The organism is Rathayibacter sp. AY1B8, assembly GCF_002932775.1.
In the GTDB taxonomy this organism is placed as follows: Bacteria; Actinomycetota; Actinomycetes; order Actinomycetales; family Microbacteriaceae; genus Rathayibacter.
In genome coordinates this window covers 156347-178761 of sequence record NZ_PSWJ01000002.1, presented here as the reverse complement: position 1 = coordinate 178761, position 22415 = coordinate 156347, and the positions used below count along the sequence as shown (strand labels likewise).

Genomic DNA, 22415 nt, shown 5'->3' with positions numbered 1-22415 from the left:
TGGCCGCGTCCTCGGCGGCCCGCTGATGGCGGGTCACGATACCGGCGCGGCCCGCGCCCGCCTCGTCCTGATCGGCCCGATGGGGGCCGGCAAGACGACGATCGGCAAGCGGGTCGCGAAGGCGCTGAGCGCCGGGTTCGTCGACTCCGACGCGGAGTTCGTGCGCACCCACGGCCCGATCGCCCCCTACTTCGACGCCCACGGCGAGCCGGCCTTCCGCCGGGAGGAGCGCCGTGTCGTCGAGCGCGCCGTCCGCCGCGACGTGGTGCTGAGCCTCGGCGGGGGAGCGGTGCTCGATCCCGCGACGCGCGCCGACCTCGCGGACGTGCCCGTCGTGCTCCTCACCACCACGGCCGAGGCCGTCCGCGACCGGCTCGGCTCCGGCTCCCGCCCGCTGGTGCGCGGCGGGGTCGGCGACTGGGTCCGCATCTTCGACGAGCGGCGCCCGGTCTACGAGTCCCTCGCGGACACCGTGGTCGACACCTCCCGGCGGCCGATCACCCTGATCGCCGCCGAGATCGCGGAGTGGGTGCGCGCGCAGCGCCCCTCCGCCACCCCTGCACCATCGGACCCGGCGGCCACGAGCCGCCCGAGCGGAAGACAGTCATGAACGACGGCACCACCGCCATCCCCGTCGCCGGAGAGAACGGCTACGACATCCACGTCGGGCGCGGACTCCTCGACGGCCTCGCCGACGCGATCGGCCCCCGGGCCGCGAAGGTGCTCATCGTGCACCCGCCGACCCTCGCGGTCCTCGCCGCCGAGATCCGCGAGAGCCTGCTCGAGCGCTACGAGGTGCTGCTCGCCGAGGTGCCGGACGCCGAGGCCGCGAAGCGCGTGGAGGTGGCGGCCTTCTGCTGGCAGGTGATGGGGCAGTCGGACTTCACCCGCACGGATGCGGTCGTCGGCTTCGGCGGCGGCGCGATCACCGACCTGGCCGGCTTCGTCGCCGCCACCTGGCTCCGCGGGGTCGACCTGGTGCAGGTGCCGACCACCGTGCTCGGGATGGTCGACGCGGCCGTCGGCGGGAAGACCGGCATCAACACGGCCGAGGGCAAGAACCTCGTCGGCGCCTTCCACGCGCCGCGGGCTGTCGTCGCCGACCTCGACGTGCTGACCAGCCTCCCGCGCAACGAGATCCTGGCCGGCTTCGGCGAGATCGTGAAGTACGGGATGATCGCCGAGCCGCGCATCCTCGACATCATCGAGTCCGACATCGACCTGGCCACGGACCCGACGTCGGAGGAGTTCCGCAGCCTGGTCGAGCTGTCGATCGGGATCAAGGCGCGGGTCGTCGGCGAGGACTTCACCGAGAAGGGCCTGCGCGAGATCCTGAACTACGGGCACACCCTCGGGCACGCGGTCGAGCACGCCGAGCGCTACCAGTGGCGCCACGGCGCGGCCGTCTCCGTCGGGATGATGTTCGCAGCCGAGCTCTCGCGCCTGACCGGATCGCTCAGCGACGCGGTCGTGGACCGCCAGCGCCGGGTCCTCGAGTCGCTGACCCTGCCGACGAGCTACCCGCTCGGACGATGGGCGACGCTCCTCGCCTCGATGCAGCGCGACAAGAAGACCCGCGCGGGGATGCTCCGCTTCGTGGTCCTCGACGACATCGCCCGCCCGAGCATCCTGCAGGGGCCGGAGACGTCGCTGCTGTTCGCGGCGTACCAGGAGATCGGATCGTAGGTCCGGCTCGGCTGAGCCTGGGCGGCGCCGTCAGCCTCCGCCCAGGGCGGCCCTCCGCGACTGGGCGTACTCGGCCTCGGTGATCGTGCCCGCCGCTCGCAGCGCCTCCAGCTCGGCGAGCCGGTCCGCCAGCGGGCGGGCGGAGCCGGGACCCTCGCGCGCGAAGCGGGCCGCGACGTCGGTCCGCAGGGTCAGCGGGTCCACTCCGAGCGAGCGCGCCCGGCGCATGTTCACGACGATCAGCACCACGACGAGCACGATCACGACGGCGATGACGATCGGCACCGCGGTGAACACGATCGAGTACCAGGGCGGCACGACTGTGTCGGCGGGAAAGGCGTCCCTGTGCTCCTCCTCGGGGTCGGTCCTCCACCGTCTCGCGCTCCGGCGGACCGGTGGGGCGATTCGCATGCGGCGTCCAGACTCCTCTGCCGACGGGGCCGCGTCGACTACACTCGACGGGTCAGCCGGACCGGCCGATATCGCCGCGCCCGCGTACCGGGCTCGCCGGCGCAGACTTCCACCGAAACGGATCCCCCTTCGCATGGCCTCTACCACCGACATCAAGAACGGCACCGTCCTCAGCATCGACGGCCAGCTCTGGAACGTCATCGACTTCCAGCACGTCAAGCCGGGCAAGGGCGGCGCCTTCGTACGCACCAAGATGAAGAACGTCCTCACGGGCAAGGTCGTCGACAAGACCTTCAACGCGGGCGCCAAGATCGACACGGCCAACGTCGACCGCCGCGACTTCCAGTACCTCTACCGCGACGGCGCGGACTTCGTGTTCATGGACACCAGCGACTACGACCAGATCACCGTTCCCGAGGCGGTCGTCGGCGACGCGGCGAACTTCATGCTCGAGAACCAGAACGTGACCCTCGCCCTGCACGACGGTGACCCGCTCTACATCGACCTCCCCGCCTCGGTCGTCCTCGAGATCACCTACACGGAGCCGGGCCTCCAGGGCGACCGCTCGACCGGCGGCACCAAGCCCGCGACGGTCGAGACCGGCTACCAGATCCAGGTCCCGCTCTTCCTCGAGCAGGGCACGAAGGTCAAGGTCGACACCCGCACGGGCGACTACCTCGGCCGCGTCAGCTGAGCCGGGCCTCCCGTGAGTGCTCGCACGAAGGCGCGCAAGCGCGCCCTCGACATCCTCTACAACGCCGACGTCCGGCAGATCAGCTTCGCCCAGTCGCTGCGCGCCGAGGCCGAGCGGGCGGCGAACGAGCCGGCCCGTGAGGCCTCGTGGCTCTACGCCCGCGAGATCGTCGACGGGGTCATCGACCACGCCGACGAGATCGACGAGCTGATCGCCCGGCTCGCCCAGGGCTGGACACTCTCGCGCATGCCGCTGGTCGACCGCGCGATCCTCCGGATCGGGGTGTGGGAGATCCTGCACAACGACGCGGTGCCCGACGGCGTCGCCATCTCGGAGGCCGTCGAGTCCGCCACGTCGCTGTCGACCGACGACTCGGCGGGCTTCATCAACGGGCTCCTCGCCTCCGTCGCGGAGTCCCGCACGACGGCCTGACCCGCCCCGGAGACCTGCTCGGCCCGCCGGATCCCCGTGATCGGGCGGGCCGAGGTCGTTCCCGGGCTGCCCGTCCGGCGGGCCGCGCGACGGCCCCTATACTCGACACGGCTTTTCCTTTAACAGCCGTCCTGTGAGGCGGGGAAGGAGGTCGGTGTGACGGCACGAATCGTGCTCAACGGCGCTGACATCACGCGAGCGCTCACGCGCATCGCCCACGAGATCCTCGAGTCGAACCGCGGCCCCGAGTCGCTGGTCGTCCTCGGCATCCCGACGCGCGGCGTCGCCCTCGCGAGGCGCATCGCCGAGACGATCGCGCGGATCGAGCCGGACGGTCCCCCCGTCTTCGCCGGCTCCCTCGACGTGACCATGTACCGCGACGACCTCTCCCGGCACCCGGTCCGCACCCCCGCGCGCACCGCCGTCCCCGCGAGCATCGACGGCCGGACAGTGGTCCTCGTCGACGACGTCCTCTTCTCGGGCCGCACCATCCGCGCCGCCCTGGACGCCCTCAGCGACATCGGCCGTCCGCGAGCCGTGCGGCTGGCCGCGCTGGTCGACCGCGGGCACCGCGAGCTCCCGATCCGGGCGGACTTCGTCGGCAAGAACCTGCCGAGCAGCCTGAGCGAGCGGATCAACGTCCGGCTCGTCGAGACGGACGGCGAGGACCTGGTCGCGATCGAGTCGCAGGCCACCGGCGAGGAGACGGCTCCGTGAAGCACCTGCTCTCGACCCGCGACCTCGACCGCGCGAGCGCGATCGCACTCCTCGACATCGCCGAGGACATGGCGGACGTGCAGAACCGCGAGGTCAAGAAGCTGCCGACCCTGCGCGGGAAGACCGTGGTCAACCTCTTCTTCGAGGACTCCACCCGCACGCGGATCTCGTTCGAGGCGGCGGCGAAGCGGCTCTCGGCCGACGTCATCAACTTCAGCGCGAAGGGCTCCAGCGTCTCCAAGGGCGAGAGCCTGAAGGACACCGCGCAGACGCTCGCCGCGATGGGCGCCGACGTCGTGGTCATCCGCCACAGCGCCTCCGGAGCCCCCGCGGTTCTTGCGGCGAGCGGCTGGATCGACGCGTCGATCCTCAACGCCGGTGACGGGACCCACGAGCACCCGACCCAGGCGCTCCTGGACGCGTTCACCATCCGCCGGCGCCTGCACGGCGCCTCCGCGTCCCGCGGCAAGAGCCTCGACGGCGTCGCGGTCACGATCGTGGGCGACGTCCTGCACTCGCGGGTGGCGCGCTCGAACGTCTGGCTGCTGACGGCGCTGGGCGCCGAGGTGACCCTGGTCGCACCGCCGACCCTCGTGCCGGTCGACACGCGCGACTGGCCCGCGACCATCCGCTTCGATCTGGACGAGGCGATCGACACCGGGCTCCCCGACGTCGTGATGCTCCTGCGCATCCAGCTCGAGCGGATGTCGAGCGGGTTCTTCCCCAACGGCCGGGAGTACGCGCGGATCTGGGGCCTCGACGACGAGCGGCTCGCCCGGCTGGGTCCCGATACCATCGTCATGCACCCCGGACCCATGAACAGGGGCGTCGAGATCTCCTCGGCGGCCGCCGATTCGAGCCGCTCCACGGTGCTCGAACAGGTCACGAACGGAGTGTCCGTCCGGATGGCCGCGCTCTACCTGCTGCTGTCCGGCGAACGGGAGGTCCACTGATGAGCACTGCCCAGCCGCATCAGAGCACGGCGCCGGAGCGGATCCTGATCTCGGGGGCGACGCTCGCCGACGAGTCGACCGCCGACCTGCTGATCGACGGGGGCGTGATCGTCGAGATCGGCGCCGACCTCGACTCGCGCGGGGCCCGCGTGATCGACGCCGACGGCCTGCTGGCGCTGCCCGGCCTGGTCGACCTGCACACCCACCTGCGCGAGCCGGGGTTCGAGCAGAGCGAGACGATCCTCACCGGGACGCGAGCTGCGGCTGCCGGAGGCTTCACCGCCGTCTTCGCGATGGCGAACACCTCGCCGGTGCAGGACACCGCGGGCGTGGTCGAGCAGGTGCAGAGCCTGGGCGAGGACGCCGGCTACGCGACGGTCCGCCCGATCGGCGCGGTGACCGTGGGTCTGGCGGGGGAGTCGCTCGCCGAGCTCGGCGCGATGGCCCGCAGCCGCGCGGCCGTGCGGGTCTTCTCGGACGACGGGAAGTGCGTCTCGGACGCGCTGCTGATGCGCCGCGCTCTCGAGTACGTCAAGGCGTTCGACGGAGTCGTCGCCCAGCACGCGCAGGAGCCGCGGCTCACCGTGGGCGCGCAGATGAACGAGGGCGCCGTCTCCAGCGCCCTCGGCCTGCAGGGCTGGCCCGCCGTGGCCGAGGAGGCGATCATCGCCCGCGACGTGCTCCTCGCCGAGCACGTGGGCTCCCGCCTGCACGTCTGCCACGTCTCGACCGCGGGCTCGGTCGACGTCATCCGCTGGGCGAAGGCCCGGGGGATCGACGTGACCGCCGAGGTCACCCCCCACCACCTGCTCCTCACCGAGCAGGCCGTCGCCGGACAGGACGGGCCGAGCTACGACGCCCGCTTCAAGGTGAACCCGCCGCTGCGCCGCGACGAGGACGTGCTCGCCCTCCGCGAGGCCCTCGCCGACGGCACCATCGACATCGTCGCCACCGACCACGCGCCGCACCCGGTCGAGGCGAAGGACTGCGAGTGGGACGCCGCGGCGTTCGGCATGGTCGGCCTCGAGAGCGCGCTGAGCGTGGTGCACGCCGCCGTCGTCGAGGACGGGCGGATGAGCTGGTCCGACGTCGCGCGCGTGCTCTCCTCCGCCCCCGCCCGCATCGGCCGGCTCGACGGCTACGACCGCGGCCTCGCCGTCGGGGCCGTCGCGAACGTCGTGCTCTACGACCCGGAGGCGCGACGCCGCTTCTCCGTCGAGGACCTGCGCGGCCGCAGCGGCAACTCCCCGTACCTCGGTCGCGAGCTGCCGGGCCGCGTCGTCGCCACCCTCCACCGGGGCTTCCCGACCGTGCTGGACGGCGAGCTCGTCGACGCGGCGGTCGTCGCCGCCTCCGCGAAGGCCTCCCGTGGATAGGGCCGCGATCACGATCGTCATCGCCGCGGTCGTCGTCCTCGTCTTCGTCGGCATGCTGCTCTCCTGGCGCGCGCGGCGCCGCAGCTCGGCCGCCCTCGCGCCGGAGCCCGTGCCCGCGTCCTCGCTGGGCGCCGAGGTCGAGCGCGTCGACCTCCCGTACGTGGCCACGACCCGCTTCGAGCAGCCGCTCGAGCGTGTCGTGCTGCCGGGGCTCGGCTTCCGCGGCAACGCGGTGCTGCGCCTCCACGAGCGCGGCGTCGTGATCGCCCCCGTCGGCGAGCGCGAGACGGTGATCCCGGCCTCCCTCCTGCGCGGAGCGGGCCAGGGCAGCTACGTGATCGACCGCGTCGTCGAGGAGGGCGGCCTGCTCGTGATCTCCTGGTCGCCCCGCGGCGACGAGACCGTCGACAGCTACCTCCGCGTGGCCGAGCCCGCCCTCCGGGCGCACCTGGTCGCCGAGCTGCAGCGCCTCGCCGGCCCCCGTTCCTCCCCCTCCCACCCCGGAGCCGCCGACGGCGGCCCCGACACGACCCAGAAGGGCTCCTAGTCCGTGCCAACGACACGCCTCAGCACCGAACCCACCGCCGTCCTCGTCCTCGAGGACGGACGACGATTCCGGGGACAGGCCTACGGCGCCCGAGGCCGCACCCTGGGCGAGATCGTCTTCGCCACCGGCATGACCGGGTACCAGGAGACGCTGACCGACCCGAGCTACGCCGGCCAGATCGTCGTGCAGACCGCGCCTCACATCGGCAACACCGGGACCAACGACGAGGACATGGAGTCGCGCCGCATCTGGGTCGCCGGCTACGTCGTCCGCGACCCCTCCCGCGTCGTCTCCAACTTCCGCGCGCAGCGCTCCCTCGGCGACGACCTGGAGACCGACGGCATCGTCGGGATCTCCGGCGTCGACACCCGGGCGATCACCCGCCACATCCGCTCGGCCGGCTCGATGCGCGCCGGCGTGTTCTCCGGCGAGGACCTCGCCCTCCCCGAGGAGGAGCAGCTCGCGCTGGTCCTCGGCGGCCGGCAGATGCAGGGGCTCAACCTGTCCTCCTCGGTCTCGACCGACGAGCAGTACACGGTGCCCGCCCGCGGCGAGCGCGTCGGCTCGGTCGCGGTCATCGACCTCGGGGTGAAGACCTCGACGGTCAACTACCTCGCGGAGCGCGGCTTCGACGTGCACGTGCTGCCCGAGTCCGTGACCGCCGAGCAGGTGCTCGCGCTCGACCCGTCCGCGCTCTTCTTCTCCAACGGCCCCGGCGACCCCGATGCCTCGGACCGCCACGTCGAGCTGCTGCGCACCACCCTGCGCGCCGACCTGCCGTTCTTCGGCATCTGCTTCGGCAACCAGCTGCTCGGGCGCGCTCTCGGCTTCGGCACCTACAAGCTCCCGTTCGGCCACCGCGGGATCAACCAGCCCGTGCTCGACAAGCTCACCGGCCGCGTGGAGATCACCTCGCAGAACCACGGGTTCGCCGTGGACGCGCCGATCGAGGGCGAGCTGGACTCGCCCGAGGGCTTCGGCCGCGTCGAGGTCAGCCACTACTCCCTCAACGACTCGGTCGTGGAGGGCCTTCGCTGCCTCGACATCCCCGCCTTCTCGGTGCAGTACCACCCGGAGGCGGCGGCCGGCCCGCACGACTCCAACCACCTCTTCGACCGCTTCCGCGAGATGGTCGTGCAGCGCACGGCCGGGCGCGGGGCCTCGGAGCCCACCGACATCCCCACGACCAGCAGCATCGGAGAGCAGAAGTAATGCCGCGCAGGGAAGACATCCAGAGCGTCCTGGTCATCGGCTCCGGCCCGATCGTCATCGGACAGGCCGTCGAGTTCGACTACTCCGGCACCCAGGCCTGCCGCGTGCTGCGTGCCGAGGGGGTGCGCGTGATCCTCGTCAACTCCAACCCGGCGACGATCATGACCGATCCCGACTTCGCCGACGCCACCTACGTGGAGCCGATCACGCCCAAGGCGATCGAGGCGATCATCGCCAAGGAGAAGCCGGACGCCATCCTGCCGACCCTCGGCGGGCAGACGGCCCTGAACGCGGCCATCCAGCTGCACGACCTCGGGATCCTCGAGAAGTACGGCGTCGAGCTCATCGGCGCGAGCTTCGAGGCGATCAACCGCGGCGAGGACCGCCAGATCTTCAAGCAGCTGGTGCTGGACGCGGGCGCCGACGTCGCGAAGTCCTACATCGCGCACACCGTCGACGAGGCGATCGAGTACGCCGAGGACCTGGGCTACCCCCTCGTCATCCGCCCGTCGTTCACCATGGGCGGCCTGGGCTCCGGCTTCGCCTACACCCGCGAGGAGCTGGTGCGGATGGTCGGCGACGGCCTGCACCAGAGCCCCACCACCGAGGTTCTCCTGGAGGAGTCGATCCTCGGCTGGAAGGAGTACGAGCTCGAGCTCATGCGCGACACGGCCGACAACACGGTCGTCGTCTGCTCGATCGAGAACGTCGACCCCGTCGGCGTGCACACGGGCGACTCGATCACCGTCGCACCGGCGCTGACCCTCACCGACCGCGAGTACCAGAAGCTGCGCGACATCGGCATCCGGATCATCCGCGACGTGGGCGTGGACACCGGCGGCTGCAACATCCAGTTCGCGATCGACCCGGCGGACGGCCGGATCATCGTGATCGAGATGAACCCGCGCGTCTCCCGCTCCTCCGCCCTCGCCTCCAAGGCGACCGGCTTCCCGATCGCCAAGATCGCCGCGAAGCTCGCCATCGGCTACCGCCTGGACGAGATCCCGAACGACATCACCAAGGTGACGCCGGCGAGCTTCGAGCCGACGCTGGACTACGTGGTCGTGAAGGTCCCGCGGTTCGCGTTCGAGAAGTTCCCGGCCGCCGACAAGACGCTGACCACGACCATGAAGTCGGTGGGCGAGGCGATGGCGATCGGCCGCAACTACGCGCAGGCGCTGCAGAAGGCGCTCCGCTCGCTCGAGAAGCGCGGCTCGTCGTTCCACTGGGGCGCGCAGGAGCGCTCGGTCGAGGAGCTCCTCGAGATCGCGAGGACCCCGACCGACGGCCGCATCGTCACCGTGCAGCAGGCGCTGCGCCTGGGAGCCACGGTCGAGCAGGCGTTCGAGTCCACGAAGATCGACCCCTGGTTCCTGGACCAGATCGTGCTGATCAACGAGATCGCCGACCTGGTGCGCGAGCACGACGGCCTCGACGCCGGACTCCTCCGCCTGGCGAAGGACCACGGCTTCTCGGACGCGCAGATCGCCGAGCTCCGCGGGCTCGACGAGGCGGAGGTCCGCCGCACCCGCTACGCGCTGGACGTGCGCCCGGTCTACAAGACCGTCGACACCTGCGCGGGCGAGTTCCCGGCGCTCACGCCGTACCACTACTCCTCGTACGACGAGGAGACCGAGGTCGTCGCCGCCGACCGCCGCAAGGTCGTCATCCTGGGCTCCGGCCCCAACCGCATCGGCCAGGGGGTCGAGTTCGACTACTCCTGCGTGCACGCCTCGTTCGCGCTCTCGGACGCGGGCTTCGAGACGATCATGATCAACTGCAACCCCGAGACGGTCTCGACCGACTACGACACCTCGGACCGCCTGTACTTCGAGCCGCTGACTCTCGAGGACGTGCTCGAGGTCATCCACGCGGAGTCGCAGTCCGGCGAGCTCGTCGGCGTCGTCGTGCAGCTGGGCGGCCAGACGGCGCTCGGGCTCGCCGCGGGCCTCGAGGCGGCCGGCGTGCCCATCCTCGGCACCACCCCAGCGAACATCGACCTCGCGGAGGAGCGCGGCGCGTTCTCGCGGATCCTCGACGAGGCGGGGCTTCTCGCTCCGCGCAACGGCACCGCGACCGACCTCGACGGCGCCCGTGAGGTCGCGGTGGAGATCGGCTACCCGGTCCTCGTCCGTCCGTCGTTCGTCCTCGGCGGGCGCGGCATGGAGATCGTCTACGGCACGCCCCAGCTCGAGGACTACTTCGAGCGGATGGCCGGCGAGGGGATCATCGACGAGGCGCACCCGCTGCTGGTGGACCGCTTCCTGGACGACGCGATCGAGATCGACGTCGACGCGCTCTTCGACGGCGAGCAGCTCTACATCGGCGGCGTGATGGAGCACATCGAGGAGGCCGGCATCCACTCCGGCGACTCGGCGTGCACGCTCCCGCCGGTGACGCTCGGCCGCCGGCAGATCGACCAGGTGCGGGAGGCGACCCTCGCGATCGCGCAGGGCGTCGGCGTCCGGGGACTGCTGAACGTCCAGTTCGCGATCGGCCAGGGCGTGCTCTACGTGCTCGAGGCGAACCCCCGGGCCTCGCGCACCGTGCCGTTCGTGTCGAAGGCGCTGGGCATCCCGCTCGCGAAGGCCGCGTCGCGCCTGATGGTGGGCGAGACCATCGCCGCGCTGAAGGCCGAGGGCCTGCTGCCCGAGCGCGACGGCTCCGACGTCCCGATGGACTCTCCCATCGCGGTGAAGGAGGCGGTCCTGCCGTTCAAGCGCTTCCGCACCAAGGAGGGCCAGATCGTCGACTCGCTGCTCGGGCCCGAGATGCGCTCCACCGGCGAGGTCATGGGGATCGACCGCGACTTCCCGCGCGCCTTCGCGAAGAGCCAGGACGCCGCGTACGGCGGCATGCCGGCGAGCGGGACCGTCTTCATCTCGGTCGCCGACCGCGACAAGCGCTCGATCGTCCTGCCCGCGCTGCGCCTGCGCCAGCTCGGCTTCGACATCCTCGCGACCGAGGGCACGGCCGAGGTGCTGAACCGCAACGGGATCCAGGCCCGCGTGGTCCGCAAGTACAGCGAGACCGCCGAGGGCGACGCGCCCTCCATCGTCGAGCTGATCGCCCGCGACGAGGTCGACGTGGTGATCAACACGCCCAGCGGAGGAGCGACCCGCGCCGACGGCTACGAGATCCGCGCCGCCGCGGTCGCCGCGGACAAGCCGCTGTTCACCACGATCGCCCAGCTCGCGGCCGCGGTCGCCTCGCTCGACGCGGCGAACGAGCCCTTCGAGGTGACGAGCCTGCAGGACTACGCCCTGCGCCGCGCGGAGCGCACCGCGTGAGCGGCGGCGCGGCGGGCACCGCCTCCTTCGGCTCGCGCCTCGAGGCGGCGTTCGCCGCGCACGGCCGGCTCTGCGTCGGGATCGACCCGCACGCGTACCTGCTCGACGCGTGGGGCCTCGCCGACGACGCGGCCGGGCTCGAGAGCTTCGGCCGCACGGTCGTCGAGGCGGCGGCCGGCCGTGTAGGCGTCGTCAAGCCGCAGATCGCCTTCTTCGAGCGGCACGGCTCGGCGGGCTACGCCGCGCTCGAGCGCGTGCTCGCCGACGCCCGCGAGGCCGGACTGCTGGTGATCGCCGACGTCAAGCGCGGCGACATCGGCACGAGCGTCACCGCCTACGCCGAGGCGTGGCTCCGGCCCGGCTCGCCGCTCGAGGCGGACGCCATGACCGCCGCGGCCTACCAGGGGCTCGGCTCCCTCGAGGGGATGCTGACCCTCGCGGAGGAGGCGGGCAAGGGCGTGTTCGTCCTCGCAGCCACCTCCAACCCCGAGGCCCGTCCCGTGCAGCGCGCCCTCGTGCAGGACGGCGGCCGGGCGGGATACACCGTGGCACGCGCGGTCGTGGCGGACGTGGCATCCTGGAACGACGCTCACGCTCGCGCGTCGATCGGCTCGGTCGGCGTGGTGCTCGGCGCCACGGTCGCCCTGGGCGACTTCGGCATCGGCATCGACGAGCCGCTGCACCCCGCACTCCCGGTGCTCGCGCCCGGCTTCGGCCACCAGGGCGCGGCCGTCGCGGACGCGCAGCGGCTGTTCGGCGCGCTGAGCGCCGCCACCATCGTCAGCGAGTCGCGGAGCGTGCTCGGCGCCGGCCCCTCGGGGATCGCGGCCGAGATCACCCGCCGCGCGACCGACATCCAGGAGACCCTTGTCCGCTGAAACCGTCAGCCCCGATCCCGGCGCCTCCTCGCGCCCGGAGGCCGTGCGCCGTCCCTCGCCGCCCGAGGTCGACCGCCGCGCCGCCTCCGAGGCCGCGATCGCGGCGCGCCGTGCCCGCGCCGCCGTCAAGAAGGCCGTCGCCGCCGGACGCCGCCCCGCGACCGCCGTGCTCGCGGCGGCCCAGGCCGAGCCGCTCGGAGTCGAGGGGCGGATGCGCGTCAGCGAGCTGCTCCGCGCCGTGCCCGCGCTCGGCGTGGTCAAGACGCCCCGGGTGATGGACCAGCTGCGGATCGCCGAGTCGAAGCGCCTCGGCGGGCTCGGCCGGCGCCAGGTCGAGGGCCTGGCGTCGTTCCTGGAGGAGCGGGAGTCGCGGCAGCGCCGCCCCGGCCGCAACCGCCTGCTCGTCCTCGCCGGTCCGACCGCGGTCGGCAAGGGCACCGTGTCGACCTACATCCGCGAGAACTACCCGGACGTCCTGCTCTCGGTCTCGGCCACCACCCGGGCCCCGCGTCCGGGCGAGGTGGACGGCGTCAGCTACTACTTCGTCGACGACGCCGAGTTCGACCGGATGGTCGCGGCGGGGGAGTTCCTCGAGTACGCCGTCGTCCACAACGCTCACCGCTACGGCACGCCCCGCGGCCCCATCGACGCCGCGCTGGAGCAGGGCCGGCAGGTGATGCTCGAGATCGACATCCAGGGTGCCCGCCAGGTGCGCGAGCGGATGCCGGACGCGCGGCTGGTCTTCCTCCTGCCGCCGAGCTGGGACGAGCTGGTCCGCCGCCTGGTCGGCCGCGGCACCGAGAGCGCGGAGGAGCAGGAGCGCCGTCTGGCCACCGCGAAGGTGGAGCTGGCCGCGCAGGACGAGTTCGATTTCGCCGTCGTCAACAGCACCGTGCCCGAAGCGGCCCGCGAGGTCGTAGAATTGATGTCGCCTCGTGCCGACGGCGCGCCCGCTGACCCGGGCCGCTGAGACCGGGCCACCGACCACCTCCGGGCCGACGCCCCGGGTCCCACCGGGCACACGCCCCTCGGAGCCCGCGCGCCGTGTTGCTCCGGAGCCGCAGATCGGCGCTGATGCGCCTGCAAGGAGACACCCATGGCCAACAACCTCGGCATCATCGACCCGCCCATCGACGAGCTCCTCTCGAAGGTCGACTCCAAGTACGCGCTGGTGATCTTCGCCTCCAAGCGCGCCCGCCAGATCAACGACTACTACGCCGACCTCCACGAGGGCAGCCTGTTCGACAACGTCGGCCCGCTGGTCGACTCCACCATCGACGACAAGCCCCTCTCGGTCGCACTGCACGAGATCAACGAGGACAAGCTCGTCGCCAAGCCCCTCGCCGAGTAGTCCCCTCCGGGTGGGCTCCTCTCTCGAGGCCGGCCGACGGCTCAACGTCGTCGTCGGCATCACCGGCGGCATCGCCGCGTACAAGGCCGTCGGAGTCGTCCGCGCGCTGGTCCTCGCGGAGCACGACGTGCACGTCGTCGCGACCGAGGCCGCGCTGCGCTTCGTCGGCAAGCCCACCCTCGAGGCCATCTCGCGGAACCCGGTGCACACCGAGCTCTACGAGGGCGTCGCCGAGGTCCGGCACGTGGCCATCGGCCAGGCCGCCGACCTCATCGTGATAGCGCCCGCGACGGCGCACACGCTCGCCAAGCTCGCCGCCGGCCTCGCCGACGACCTGCTCGGCAACACGGTGCTCGCGAGCACCGCCCCGCTCGTGGTCGCCCCCGCGATGCACACCGAGATGTGGGCGAACGCCGCCACCGTCGCGAACACGGCGGTGCTCCGCTCCCGCGGCGTGCACGTCGTCGGCCCCGCGGTCGGCCGCCTCACCGGCGCCGACTCGGGCCCCGGCCGCATGGAGGAGCCCGAGACGATCGTGGCGGAGGCCCTCGCCGTCCATGCCCGCTCCGCCTCCGCCCGCCGCGACCTCGCGGGCGTGCGCGTCCTCGTGACCGCCGGCGGAACCCGCGAGCCCCTCGACCCGGTGCGCTTCGTCGGCAACCGCTCCAGCGGCAGGCAGGGCGTCGCGCTCGCGCTGGCCGCTGCGGCCCGGGGCGCGGAGGTCACCCTCCTCGCCGCGAACCTCGACGTGCCGGCGCCGGAGGGCGTCACGGTCCTCCCGGTGGGCACCGCGCTCGAGCTGCGCGAGGCCGCCCTCGCCGCGGCCACCGGCGCGGACGTCGTGATCATGGCCGCGGCCGTCGCCGACTACCGGCCCGCCGCGGTCGCCGACGCGAAGATCAAGAAGGAGCAGCAGGGCGACCGTCTCGTCCTCGAGCTCGTCAAGAACCCGGACGTCCTCGCCGAGATCTCCGCCTCCCGGCGGGAGGGGCAGATCGTCGTCGGCTTCGCCGCGGAGACCGAGCCGGACCGGGACGCGATGCTCGCGCTCGGCCGCGCCAAGATCGCCCGCAAGGGCTGCGACCTGCTCGTCCTCAACAGGGTGGGCTGGGCCGAGGGCTTCCAGAGCGACAGCAACGCCGTCGTGGTCCTCGATCGGGCCGGCGATATAGTTGGCGAGGCCTCGGGCAGCAAGGCGGAGGTGGCCGATCGCGTCCTCGACGCGGTCGTGCGCTAGCCCCGCCGGTCCGCCCGCCCAGGCGCCGATCGCCTGCCGCCCGGCATCGCGCCCGCCAGGCCACTCCCGGTACGAACGACCCCGGTCCGCACGAGCCGGGACGAGAAGAGAAGCATGACCTCCGGTCCCCTCCGCCTGTTCACCTCCGAGTCCGTCACCGAGGGCCACCCGGACAAGATCTGCGACCAGATCTCGGACCGCATCCTCGACGCCCTGCTCCGCGAGGACCCGCACAGCCGGGTCGCCGTCGAGACGCTGGTCACGACGGGGCTCGTGCACGTCGCGGGCGAGGTCTCCACGAGCGGCTACGTCGAGATCCCCAAGATCGTGCGCGACACGATCGTCGAGATCGGCTACGACTCCTCGGAGAAGGGCTTCGACGGCCGCTCCTGCGGCGTCTCGGTCTCGATCGGCCAGCAGTCGCCCGAGATCGCGGCGGGCGTCGACACGGCGCTCGAGGTCCGCTCCTCCGAGGCGGGCGAGGACGCCTTCGACCGCCAGGGCGCGGGCGACCAGGGCCTGATGTTCGGCTTCGCGACCGACGAGACCCCCGAATACATGCCGTTGCCGAGCTGGCTCTCGCACCGCCTCGCCGAGCGCCTGGCCGCCGTCCGCAAGTCGGGCGAGCTCGACTACCTCCGACCCGACGGCAAGACCCAGGTCACCATCGGCTACGACGGCACGACGCCGTCCACCATCGACACCGTCGTCCTGTCCACCCAGCACGCCGAGCACGTCAGCACCGAGACGATCCACGCGGACATCGCGGCGCACGTCATCCGCCCCGTCCTCGAGACGGTCGACCTCGACTCCTCCGCCGTGCGCCTGCTGATCAACCCGACGGGCCGCTTCGAGATCGGCGGCCCTCAGGGCGACGCCGGGCTCACCGGCCGCAAGATCATCGTCGACACCTACGGCGGAGCGTCCCGCCACGGCGGCGGCGCGTTCTCGGGCAAGGACCCGTCGAAGGTGGACCGCTCGGCCGCCTACGCCATGCGGTGGGTCGCCAAGAACGCGGTCGCCGCGGGGCTCGCCTCGCGGCTGGAGGTGCAGGTCGCCTACGCCATCGGCAAGGCGGCCCCGGTCGGCCTCTACGTCGAGACCTTCGGCACCGGCACCGTCTCCGACGAGACGATCACCGAGGCGATCCGCTCGGTCTTCGACCTGCGCCCGGCCGCGATCATCCACGCACTCGACCTGCTCCGCCCGATCTACGCGCAGACCGCGGCCTACGGCCACTTCGGCCGGGAGCTCCCCGACTTCACCTGGGAGCGCCTCGACCGGGTCGACGACCTGCGCTCCGCCGCGGGCCTCTCGTAGCGGGCGCGGCGGCGATGGCGACGAGCGGAGCCGTCGCGCGCGTGCTCCTGGACTCGCCCCTCCCGCAGCTCGACCGGCTCCTGGACTACGCGGTGCCGGAGGCGCTGCGCGGCGAGGTGGTTCCCGGCGTGCGCGTGCGGGTGCCGTTGCGGACCGGAGGCCGGATCGCCGACGCGTTCGTCGTCGAGACGGGGGAGGGGACCGAGCACGCCGGAGCGCTCAGCGGCATCGAGGAGCTGGTCTCGCCGCTCGTCGTGCTGACCCCGGAGGTCTGGGCCCTCGCCCGCCGGGTGGCCGACCGCGCCTCCGGGGGCGCGAGCGACGTGCTGCGCCTGGCCGTGCCGCGCCGCCACGTCCGCGTCGAGAAGGCGCGACTCGCCGCGGGTCCCGCTCCTGCGGCGCCCGCGGTCGAGGCGGGCGGCGTGACGGGCTACCCCGACGCCTCCTTCGTTGGACTCGCCGAGGGGGCCCGGCTGGCGGTCGGCGCCGTGCCGGCTCCGGTGAGGCTCGACTCGGGCGCGTGGGTCGGCGGCTGGGCCGTCACGCTCGCCGAGCTCGCCCGGGACACGCTCGCCGCGGGCCGCGACGCGATCCTGGCCGTCCCCGACTACCGCGACCAGGAGCAGCTGGAGCTCGCTCTCGCCGCCCTCGTCCCCGCGGAGGCGGTGGTGCGCCTCGATGCGCGGCAGAAGGGCGCCGAGCGCTACTCCGCCTTCGTCCGCTGCCTCGATCCCGGGCCGCGGGTCGTCGTCGGCAACCGCTCCGTCCTCTACGCGCCCTCCTCCGCCCTCGGCCTGATCGCGCTCTGGGACGACGGCGATCCGCTCTTCGCCGAGCCGCTCGCGCCCTACGCGCACGCGCGCGACGTCGCCCTGGTGCGGCAGGAGCAGAGCGGCGCCGGCCTCGTCCTGCTCGGCAACACGCGCACGGTCGAGGTCGAGCGGCTCGTCGAGATCGGCTTCGCGACCGAGGTGGAGCCGCGGCCGAGCCGCCGCCCGCACGTCGTGCCGACCGCCCAGCAGTGGGCGGCCGACGAGCACGACGCGGCAGCGCGCATCCCCTCCTCCGCCTGGCGGGAGGCGCGGAAGGCCCTCGACTCCGGTCCCGTGCTGGTCCAGGTCGCGCGCCCCGGCTACGCGCCGGTGGTCGCCTGCGCCCGCTGCCGGACCGTCGCACGCTGCAACCGCTGCCAGGGTCCGCTCGGCGTGCACTCCGAGGGCGGGCGGCCGAGCTGCGGCTGGTGCGGCCTGATCGCGGCCGACTGGACCTGCTCCGTCTGCCAGGCGACGGCTCTGCGCCTCGTCTCCCTCGGCGCGGGCCGCACCGCGGAGGAGCTCGGACGCGCCTTCCCGGGTGCCAAGGTGATCGTCGCCGACGGGCAGCGCCCCGTGCTCACCCTCCCCGACGAGCCCGCGCTCGTCGTGGCCACGCGCGGGGCGGAGCCGCGGGCCGACGGCGGCTACCACGCCGTCCTGCTGCTGGACGGCGAGCGGATGCTGGCCCGCGAGAGCCTGCGGGTCGCCGACGACGCGCTTCGCACCTGGTCGAACGCCGCGGCGCTGGCCCGCCCGGGCGCGCCGGTCCTCCTGGTCGGGGTCGGCGGTCGGCTCGCGACCGCCCTGGCGACCTGGCGGCAGGCCGAGTACCTCCGGGCCGAGCTCCAGGAGCGGCGCGCTCTGCGCTTCCCGCCCGCGGTGCGCCTGGCCACGGTGAGCGGCGACGCGCACGCGGTGGAGGAGGCGCTCGACGCGCTCGACGAGGACGACCGGCACGAGGTCCTCGGTCCTGTCGGGCTCGAGGACGGCTCCGTCCGGGCGATCGTCCGGTTCGACTACGCTCGCGGTGCGGATGTGGCCGCGCGCCTCCGCTCCGCCGTGATCCGCAACGCCACGCGCCGTCGTCGCCCGCCGACCACGCCCGGCCGCTTCCGGCCGGCCCCCCGGCTCCGGGTCCGTCTCGACGACCCCGACATCCTCTGACTCCCCAGGAGACCCCCGTGCGCCTCGTCTTCGCCGGCACGCCCGCCGCCGCCGTTCCGACCCTCCGCGACCTCGCCGCCTCCGCGCACGAGGTCGTCGCCGTGGTCACCCGGGAGGACGCCCCGGTGGGCCGCAAGCGCGTGCTCACCCCCTCGCCGGTCGCCGTCACGGCCGAGGAGCTGGGGATCCCGGTGATCCGGGCGAACCGCCTCGACGAGGACGTGACCGACCGGATCGCGGAGCTCGCCCCCGACCTCGGCGTGATCGTGGCCTACGGCGGCCTCGTCCGGCAGCGCCTGCTGGCGGTGCCGCGCCTGGGCTGGATCAACCTGCACTTCTCCCTGCTGCCGCGCTGGCGCGGGGCGGCTCCCGTCCAGCGGGCGCTGATGGCGGGCGACACGCGGATCGGCGCGAGCGTCTTCCAGCTGGTCGCCGAGCTCGACGCCGGTGACGTGTACGCCGAGCTCGCCGTCGACGCGGGGGAGCGCACCGCGGGCGAGCTGCTGACGGAGCTGGCCGGGAGCGGCGCCGGCCTCACCCTCGGCGTGGTCGACGCGCTGGAGGAGGGCACGGCCGTCGCTACTCCGCAGGCCGGAGAGGCGACCCCCGCTCCCAAGCTCGACGCCGCGGACGGCCGGATCGACTGGAGCCTCCCGACCGCGCGGGTCCTCGCGCTCGTGCGCGGAACGACTCCCGAGCCCGGAGCCTCGACCGCGGTGGGCGACGCGCGCCTCAAGGTGCTCGCGGTCCGCGCGGCCGAGGGGGACCTCGCTCCCGGCGTCGTCCGCCTCGACGCGGGGCGCGCCCTCGTCGGCACCGCGGACGGAGCGGTCGAGCTGGTCACCGTCCAGCCCGCCGGCAGGACCCCGATGGCCGGCGCCGCCTGGGCCCGCGGCCTGCGCGAGAGCACGGTGCTCGCATGAGCGCCCGTCGCGAGGCCGCTCCCGCCCGCCGGGTCGCCTACGACGTCCTGCTCGCGGTGAGCGGGTCGGACGCCTACGCCAACCTGGTCCTGCCCGCGCGGATCAGCGCCGCCGGCCTCTCGCCCGCCGACGCGGGACTGGCCACCGAGCTCTGCTACGGCACCCTGCGGATGTCCGGCTACTACGACCGCGTGATCGCCCTCGCGGCCGGCCGGTCCGTCGAGAGCATCGATGCGCCCGTGCTCGACGCGCTGCGCCTGGGCGTGCACCAGCTGCTCGCGACCCGCGTGGCCCCGCACGCCGCGGTGAACGAGAGCGTCGCGCTCGTCGCGGCCGGCTCCTCGCGGGGAGCGGTGGCCTTCGCCAACGCCGTGCTGCGCGCGGTCTCGCGCTCGAGCGCCGGCGAGTGGCGCGAGCGGGTCTCCGCGGCCGCGGTCTCCGGGGACGACCGGATCGCCGCGCTGAGCTCCCACCCCGTGTGGATCGTGCGCGCCCTGCGACGGGCGCTGGCGGCGGAGGGGGCGGCCGACGAGCTCGACGCGCTGCTCGCCGCCGACAACGCGGCTCCGCGCGTGAACCTGGTGGCTCTGCCGGGCCTGGCGTCTCCCGGCGAGATCGCCGACGCCGAACCCGACCGGTTCTCGCCGGTCGGCATGACCAGCACCGGCGGCGACCCGGAGGCGTTCCCCGCGGTGCACGAGGGCCGCGTGCGCGTGCAGGACGAGGGCTCCCAGCTCGCCGCTCTGGCGCTCTCCCGAGCACGGCCGGTCCGCCCGGGCGAGCGCTGGCTCGACCTGTGCGCGGGACCCGGCGGCAAGGCGGCGCTGCTCGCGGCGGAGGCGCGCGCAGGAGGGGCGGCGCTGCTCGCCAACGAGGTGGTTCCGGGCCGCGCGGGCCTGGTGCGGCAGGCGCTGGCCGCCGTCGATCCGTCGGTCGAGGTGCGCACCGGCGACGGGCGCGACCTGGGCGACGAGCAGCCGGGATCGTTCGACCGCATCCTCCTCGACGCGCCGTGCACCGGTCTCGGTGCGCTGCGGCGTCGGCCCGAGGCGCGCTGGCGCAAGTCCGCGGCCGACGTGGAGCCGCTGGCCGCCCTCCAGGGCGAGCTGCTCGACTCCGCGGTGAGGGCTCTCGCTCCCGACGGCCTGCTGGCCTACGTGACCTGCTCGCCGCACCTCGGCGAGACCCGGCGCGTGCTCGCCCTCGCGCAGGAGCGGCACGAGCTCGAGCTCGTCGACACGCCGGCCGCGCTGCGCGCGGTGACGGCGGACCCGCTCCCGCTGCCGGAGGGCACCCTCCACGTGCAGCTCTGGCCGCACCGACACGGCACCGACGCCATGTTCGTCCAGCTCCTCCGCCGCCGGCCCCTCGAGGCGGCGTCCGGAGACGCCTGACCCCTCCGGAGCGGGAACGCGCTCGGCCGGGCGGACGCGGAGGACGCTCCGATCTAGGCTGGAGGCATGCCCGCACGGATCAACCCCAGCATCCTCTCCGCCGACTTCGTGAACTTCGAGGCCGAGCTGCAGCGCATCGCCGGAGCCGACCTGGTGCACGTCGACGTGATGGACAACCACTTCGTGCCGAACCTCACCTTCGGGCTGACGATGGTCCAGCGCCTCCAGGACGTCTCGCCCCGGCCGCTCGACCTGCACCTGATGATCGACGACCCCGACCGGTGGGCCCCCGACTACGCCGAGACCGGCGCCTACTCCGTGACCTTCCACGCCGAGGCCGCGCGCGACGCCGTGGCACTCGCGCGGCGCCTGCGCGAGATCGGCTCGCGGGCGGGGATCGCGCTCAAGCCGGGCACGATGGTGGACGACTACCTCGACCTCCTGCCCGAGTTCGACCAGGTCCTCGTGATGACGGTCGAGCCCGGCTTCGGGGGCCAGTCCTTCATAGAGGAGACGATGCCCAAGCTGCGGACCCTCCGGAACGTGGTGGACCGCACCGGGCTCGACGTCTGGCTCCAGGTCGACGGCGGGATCGCTCCCGGCACGATCGAGATCGCAGCGGAGGCGGGAGCCGACACCTTCGTCGCGGGCTCCGCGGTCTTCGGCGCGGACGACCCGGAGGCCGCGATCGCGTCGCTGCGCGAGACGGCGACCGCTCACCTGCACCGGCACTGAGGTGGCCCGCGCCCGGCCGCCGTATAGACTTCCCCGGTGAAAACTTTCGACGACCTCTTCGCTGAGCTGGGCGAGAAGGCCGCCGCCCGTCCCGAGGGTTCGGGCACCGTCCGCGAGCTCGACGCCGGCGTGCACTTCATCGGCAAGAAGATCGTCGAGGAGGCCGCCGAGGTGTGGATGGCCGCCGAGTACGAGGGCGACGAGCGCACCGCCGAGGAGATCTCGCAGCTGCTCTACCACCTGCAGGTGCTCATGCTCGCCAAGGGACTGACGACGGCCGACGTCTACCGGCATCTGTGAGCCCCGCCCCGCTCGCCGGGGTGCGCCTCCGCTCCGCGCCGTCGCGCCCGCACGCTCCCCGAGGAGCCGTGCCGCCCCCTGAACAGCCGTCGAGTCATGAAGGACATCCCGTGACCACCACCCCCGCCCCGGCGCTCCTGCGCGTCGCCGTCCCCAACAAGGGCTCCCTCTCGGAGACCGCCGGTCAGATGCTCGCGGAGGCCGGCTACACCGGCCGTCGCGACCCGAAGGAGCTGCACGTCGTCGACGAGCGCAACGGGGTGGAGTTCTTCTACCTGCGCCCGCGCGACATCGCCACCTACGTCGGCTCCGGCGCTCTCGACGTCGGGGTCACCGGCCGCGACCTCCTGATCGACTCCGGCTCCGAGGCGCGCGAGATCGCGAGCCTCGGCTTCGCGAACTCCACCTTCCGCTTCGCCGGGCCCGCAGGCCGCTACGACGAGCTCGCGCAGATCGACGGCCTCCGCGTGGCGACCAGCTACCCGGGCCTCGTGGGCCGCTTCCTCCGGGAGCACGGCGTCGAGGTGACGCTGATCCGCCTCGACGGCGCGGTCGAGTCCGCGATCCAGCTCGGCGTCGCCGACGTCATCGCCGATGTCGTCGAGACCGGCACCACGCTCCGCAAGGCCGGCCTCGAGATCTTCGGCCCGGTCATCCTGGACTCGACCGCCGTCCTGGTCTCCGCCGCAGGGGAGCCCGAGGGCATCCCGGTGCTGCTGCGCCGCCTGCAGGGCGTGCTGGTCGCCCGCGAGTACGTGCTGCTCGACTACGACTGCCCCGTCGCGCTCCTGGAGAGCGCCACGGCGATCGCCCCGGGCTTCGAGTCCCCGACGGTCTCGCCGCTGCACGACGCCGAGTGGGTGGCCGTCCGCGTGATGGTGCCGCGCGCGGACATGAACCAGGTGATGGACCGCCTGTACGACCTGGGCGCCCGCGCGATCCTGGTCACCTCCATCCACGCCGCGCGCCTGTAGAGGGGG

General features: G+C 73.3%; 22 protein-coding genes. 21 read left to right on the top strand and 1 reads right to left on the bottom strand.

The genetic code is table 11. The features are described from left to right. Window positions 1–25 precede the first annotated feature (25 nt). Window positions 26–610, top strand: coding sequence for a shikimate kinase (locus C5C63_RS02405; RefSeq protein ID WP_104225325.1), 585 nt, complete (start codon window positions 26–28; stop codon window positions 608–610). Beyond that, a complete protein-coding gene (gene aroB / locus C5C63_RS02400; protein WP_104325433.1) occupies window positions 607–1686 on the top strand; it encodes a 3-dehydroquinate synthase in 1080 nt (359 codons plus the stop codon). Before C5C63_RS02405 ends, aroB begins: the two co-directional genes overlap by 4 nt. A 30-nt stretch (window positions 1687–1716) precedes the next feature. On the opposite strand, the gene C5C63_RS02395 is transcribed toward aroB, so the two are convergent. After that, window positions 1717–2004 carry an SHOCT domain-containing protein gene (locus tag C5C63_RS02395; protein WP_104325432.1) on the bottom strand — a complete coding sequence of 96 codons (288 nt, stop codon included), beginning with the start codon at window positions 2002–2004 and terminating at the stop codon, window positions 1717–1719. A gap of 226 nt (window positions 2005–2230) precedes the next feature. Between C5C63_RS02395 and efp the strand changes: the two genes are divergently transcribed. The 19 genes from efp to hisG all read left to right on the top strand — a co-directional run bounded on the left by efp (window position 2231) and on the right by hisG (window position 22409). Then, window positions 2231–2791, top strand: a complete 561-nt coding sequence (gene efp, locus C5C63_RS02390) for an elongation factor P (RefSeq protein WP_068210208.1) — start codon at window positions 2231–2233, stop codon at window positions 2789–2791. 12 nt (window positions 2792–2803) lie between these two features. Further along, window positions 2804–3223 (top strand): transcription antitermination factor NusB, encoded by a 420-nt coding sequence (gene nusB / locus C5C63_RS02385; protein WP_104325431.1) that lies wholly within the window; start codon window positions 2804–2806, stop codon window positions 3221–3223. Between the two features lie 156 nt (window positions 3224–3379). Then, window positions 3380–3940: a bifunctional pyr operon transcriptional regulator/uracil phosphoribosyltransferase PyrR gene (pyrR, locus tag C5C63_RS02380; RefSeq protein ID WP_104224750.1), complete on the top strand. Its 561-nt coding sequence runs from the start codon at window positions 3380–3382 to the stop codon at window positions 3938–3940. After that, the gene (locus C5C63_RS02375; RefSeq protein WP_104325430.1) at window positions 3937–4893 is read left to right on the top strand and encodes an aspartate carbamoyltransferase catalytic subunit; all 957 of its coding nucleotides are present in this window, start codon (window positions 3937–3939) and stop codon (window positions 4891–4893) included. The genes pyrR and C5C63_RS02375 overlap by 4 nt, the downstream gene beginning before the upstream one ends. Further along, window positions 4893–6269 (top strand): dihydroorotase, encoded by a 1377-nt coding sequence (locus C5C63_RS02370; protein WP_104325429.1) that lies wholly within the window; start codon window positions 4893–4895, stop codon window positions 6267–6269. The genes C5C63_RS02375 and C5C63_RS02370 overlap by 1 nt, the downstream gene beginning before the upstream one ends. Beyond that, window positions 6262–6816, top strand: coding sequence for a hypothetical protein (locus C5C63_RS02365; protein WP_104325428.1), 555 nt, complete (start codon window positions 6262–6264; stop codon window positions 6814–6816). The genes C5C63_RS02370 and C5C63_RS02365 overlap by 8 nt, the downstream gene beginning before the upstream one ends. Before the next feature lie 3 nt (window positions 6817–6819). After that, entirely contained in the window at window positions 6820–8028 is a 1209-nt protein-coding gene (gene carA / locus C5C63_RS02360) for a glutamine-hydrolyzing carbamoyl-phosphate synthase small subunit (protein ID WP_104295340.1), read from the top strand. Next, complete coding sequence (gene carB / locus C5C63_RS02355; protein ID WP_104221829.1) at window positions 8028–11318, top strand: carbamoyl-phosphate synthase large subunit; 3291 nt, start codon at window positions 8028–8030, stop codon at window positions 11316–11318. Before carA ends, carB begins: the two co-directional genes overlap by 1 nt. Then, a complete protein-coding gene (pyrF, locus tag C5C63_RS02350) occupies window positions 11315–12196 on the top strand; it encodes an orotidine-5'-phosphate decarboxylase (protein WP_104232667.1) in 882 nt (293 codons plus the stop codon). The genes carB and pyrF overlap by 4 nt, the downstream gene beginning before the upstream one ends. A 43-nt stretch (window positions 12197–12239) precedes the next feature. Next, window positions 12240–13166, top strand: coding sequence for a guanylate kinase (gene gmk, locus C5C63_RS02345; protein WP_104354723.1), 927 nt, complete (start codon window positions 12240–12242; stop codon window positions 13164–13166). Window positions 13167–13292: 126 nt separating this feature from the next. Then, window positions 13293–13547 carry a DNA-directed RNA polymerase subunit omega gene (gene rpoZ / locus C5C63_RS02340; protein ID WP_104221835.1) on the top strand — a complete coding sequence of 85 codons (255 nt, stop codon included), beginning with the start codon at window positions 13293–13295 and terminating at the stop codon, window positions 13545–13547. Between the two features lie 10 nt (window positions 13548–13557). Continuing rightward, window positions 13558–14784, top strand: a complete 1227-nt coding sequence (gene coaBC, locus C5C63_RS02335; RefSeq protein WP_104292131.1) for a bifunctional phosphopantothenoylcysteine decarboxylase/phosphopantothenate--cysteine ligase CoaBC — start codon at window positions 13558–13560, stop codon at window positions 14782–14784. A gap of 114 nt (window positions 14785–14898) precedes the next feature. Continuing rightward, window positions 14899–16104, top strand: a complete 1206-nt coding sequence (gene metK / locus C5C63_RS02330) for a methionine adenosyltransferase (protein ID WP_104221839.1) — start codon at window positions 14899–14901, stop codon at window positions 16102–16104. Between the two features lie 14 nt (window positions 16105–16118). Further along, complete coding sequence (locus C5C63_RS02325; protein ID WP_104232664.1) at window positions 16119–18083, top strand: hypothetical protein; 1965 nt, start codon at window positions 16119–16121, stop codon at window positions 18081–18083. 17 nt (window positions 18084–18100) lie between these two features. Then, window positions 18101–19006 carry a methionyl-tRNA formyltransferase gene (locus C5C63_RS02320; RefSeq protein ID WP_104232663.1) on the top strand — a complete coding sequence of 302 codons (906 nt, stop codon included), beginning with the start codon at window positions 18101–18103 and terminating at the stop codon, window positions 19004–19006. Further along, the gene (locus C5C63_RS02315; protein ID WP_104232662.1) at window positions 19003–20400 is read left to right on the top strand and encodes an RsmB/NOP family class I SAM-dependent RNA methyltransferase; all 1398 of its coding nucleotides are present in this window, start codon (window positions 19003–19005) and stop codon (window positions 20398–20400) included. The genes C5C63_RS02320 and C5C63_RS02315 overlap by 4 nt, the downstream gene beginning before the upstream one ends. Window positions 20401–20466: 66 nt before the next feature. After that, window positions 20467–21135: a ribulose-phosphate 3-epimerase gene (gene rpe / locus C5C63_RS02310; protein ID WP_104325427.1), complete on the top strand. Its 669-nt coding sequence runs from the start codon at window positions 20467–20469 to the stop codon at window positions 21133–21135. Between the two features lie 36 nt (window positions 21136–21171). Next, on the top strand, window positions 21172–21435 hold the full coding sequence (locus C5C63_RS02305) for a phosphoribosyl-ATP diphosphatase (RefSeq protein ID WP_055791842.1): 264 nt from the start codon (window positions 21172–21174) through the stop codon (window positions 21433–21435). A 110-nt stretch (window positions 21436–21545) separates the two neighbouring features. Next, on the top strand, window positions 21546–22409 hold the full coding sequence (hisG, locus tag C5C63_RS02300; RefSeq protein WP_104232660.1) for an ATP phosphoribosyltransferase: 864 nt from the start codon (window positions 21546–21548) through the stop codon (window positions 22407–22409). The last annotated feature ends 6 nt before the right edge of the window (window positions 22410–22415 follow it).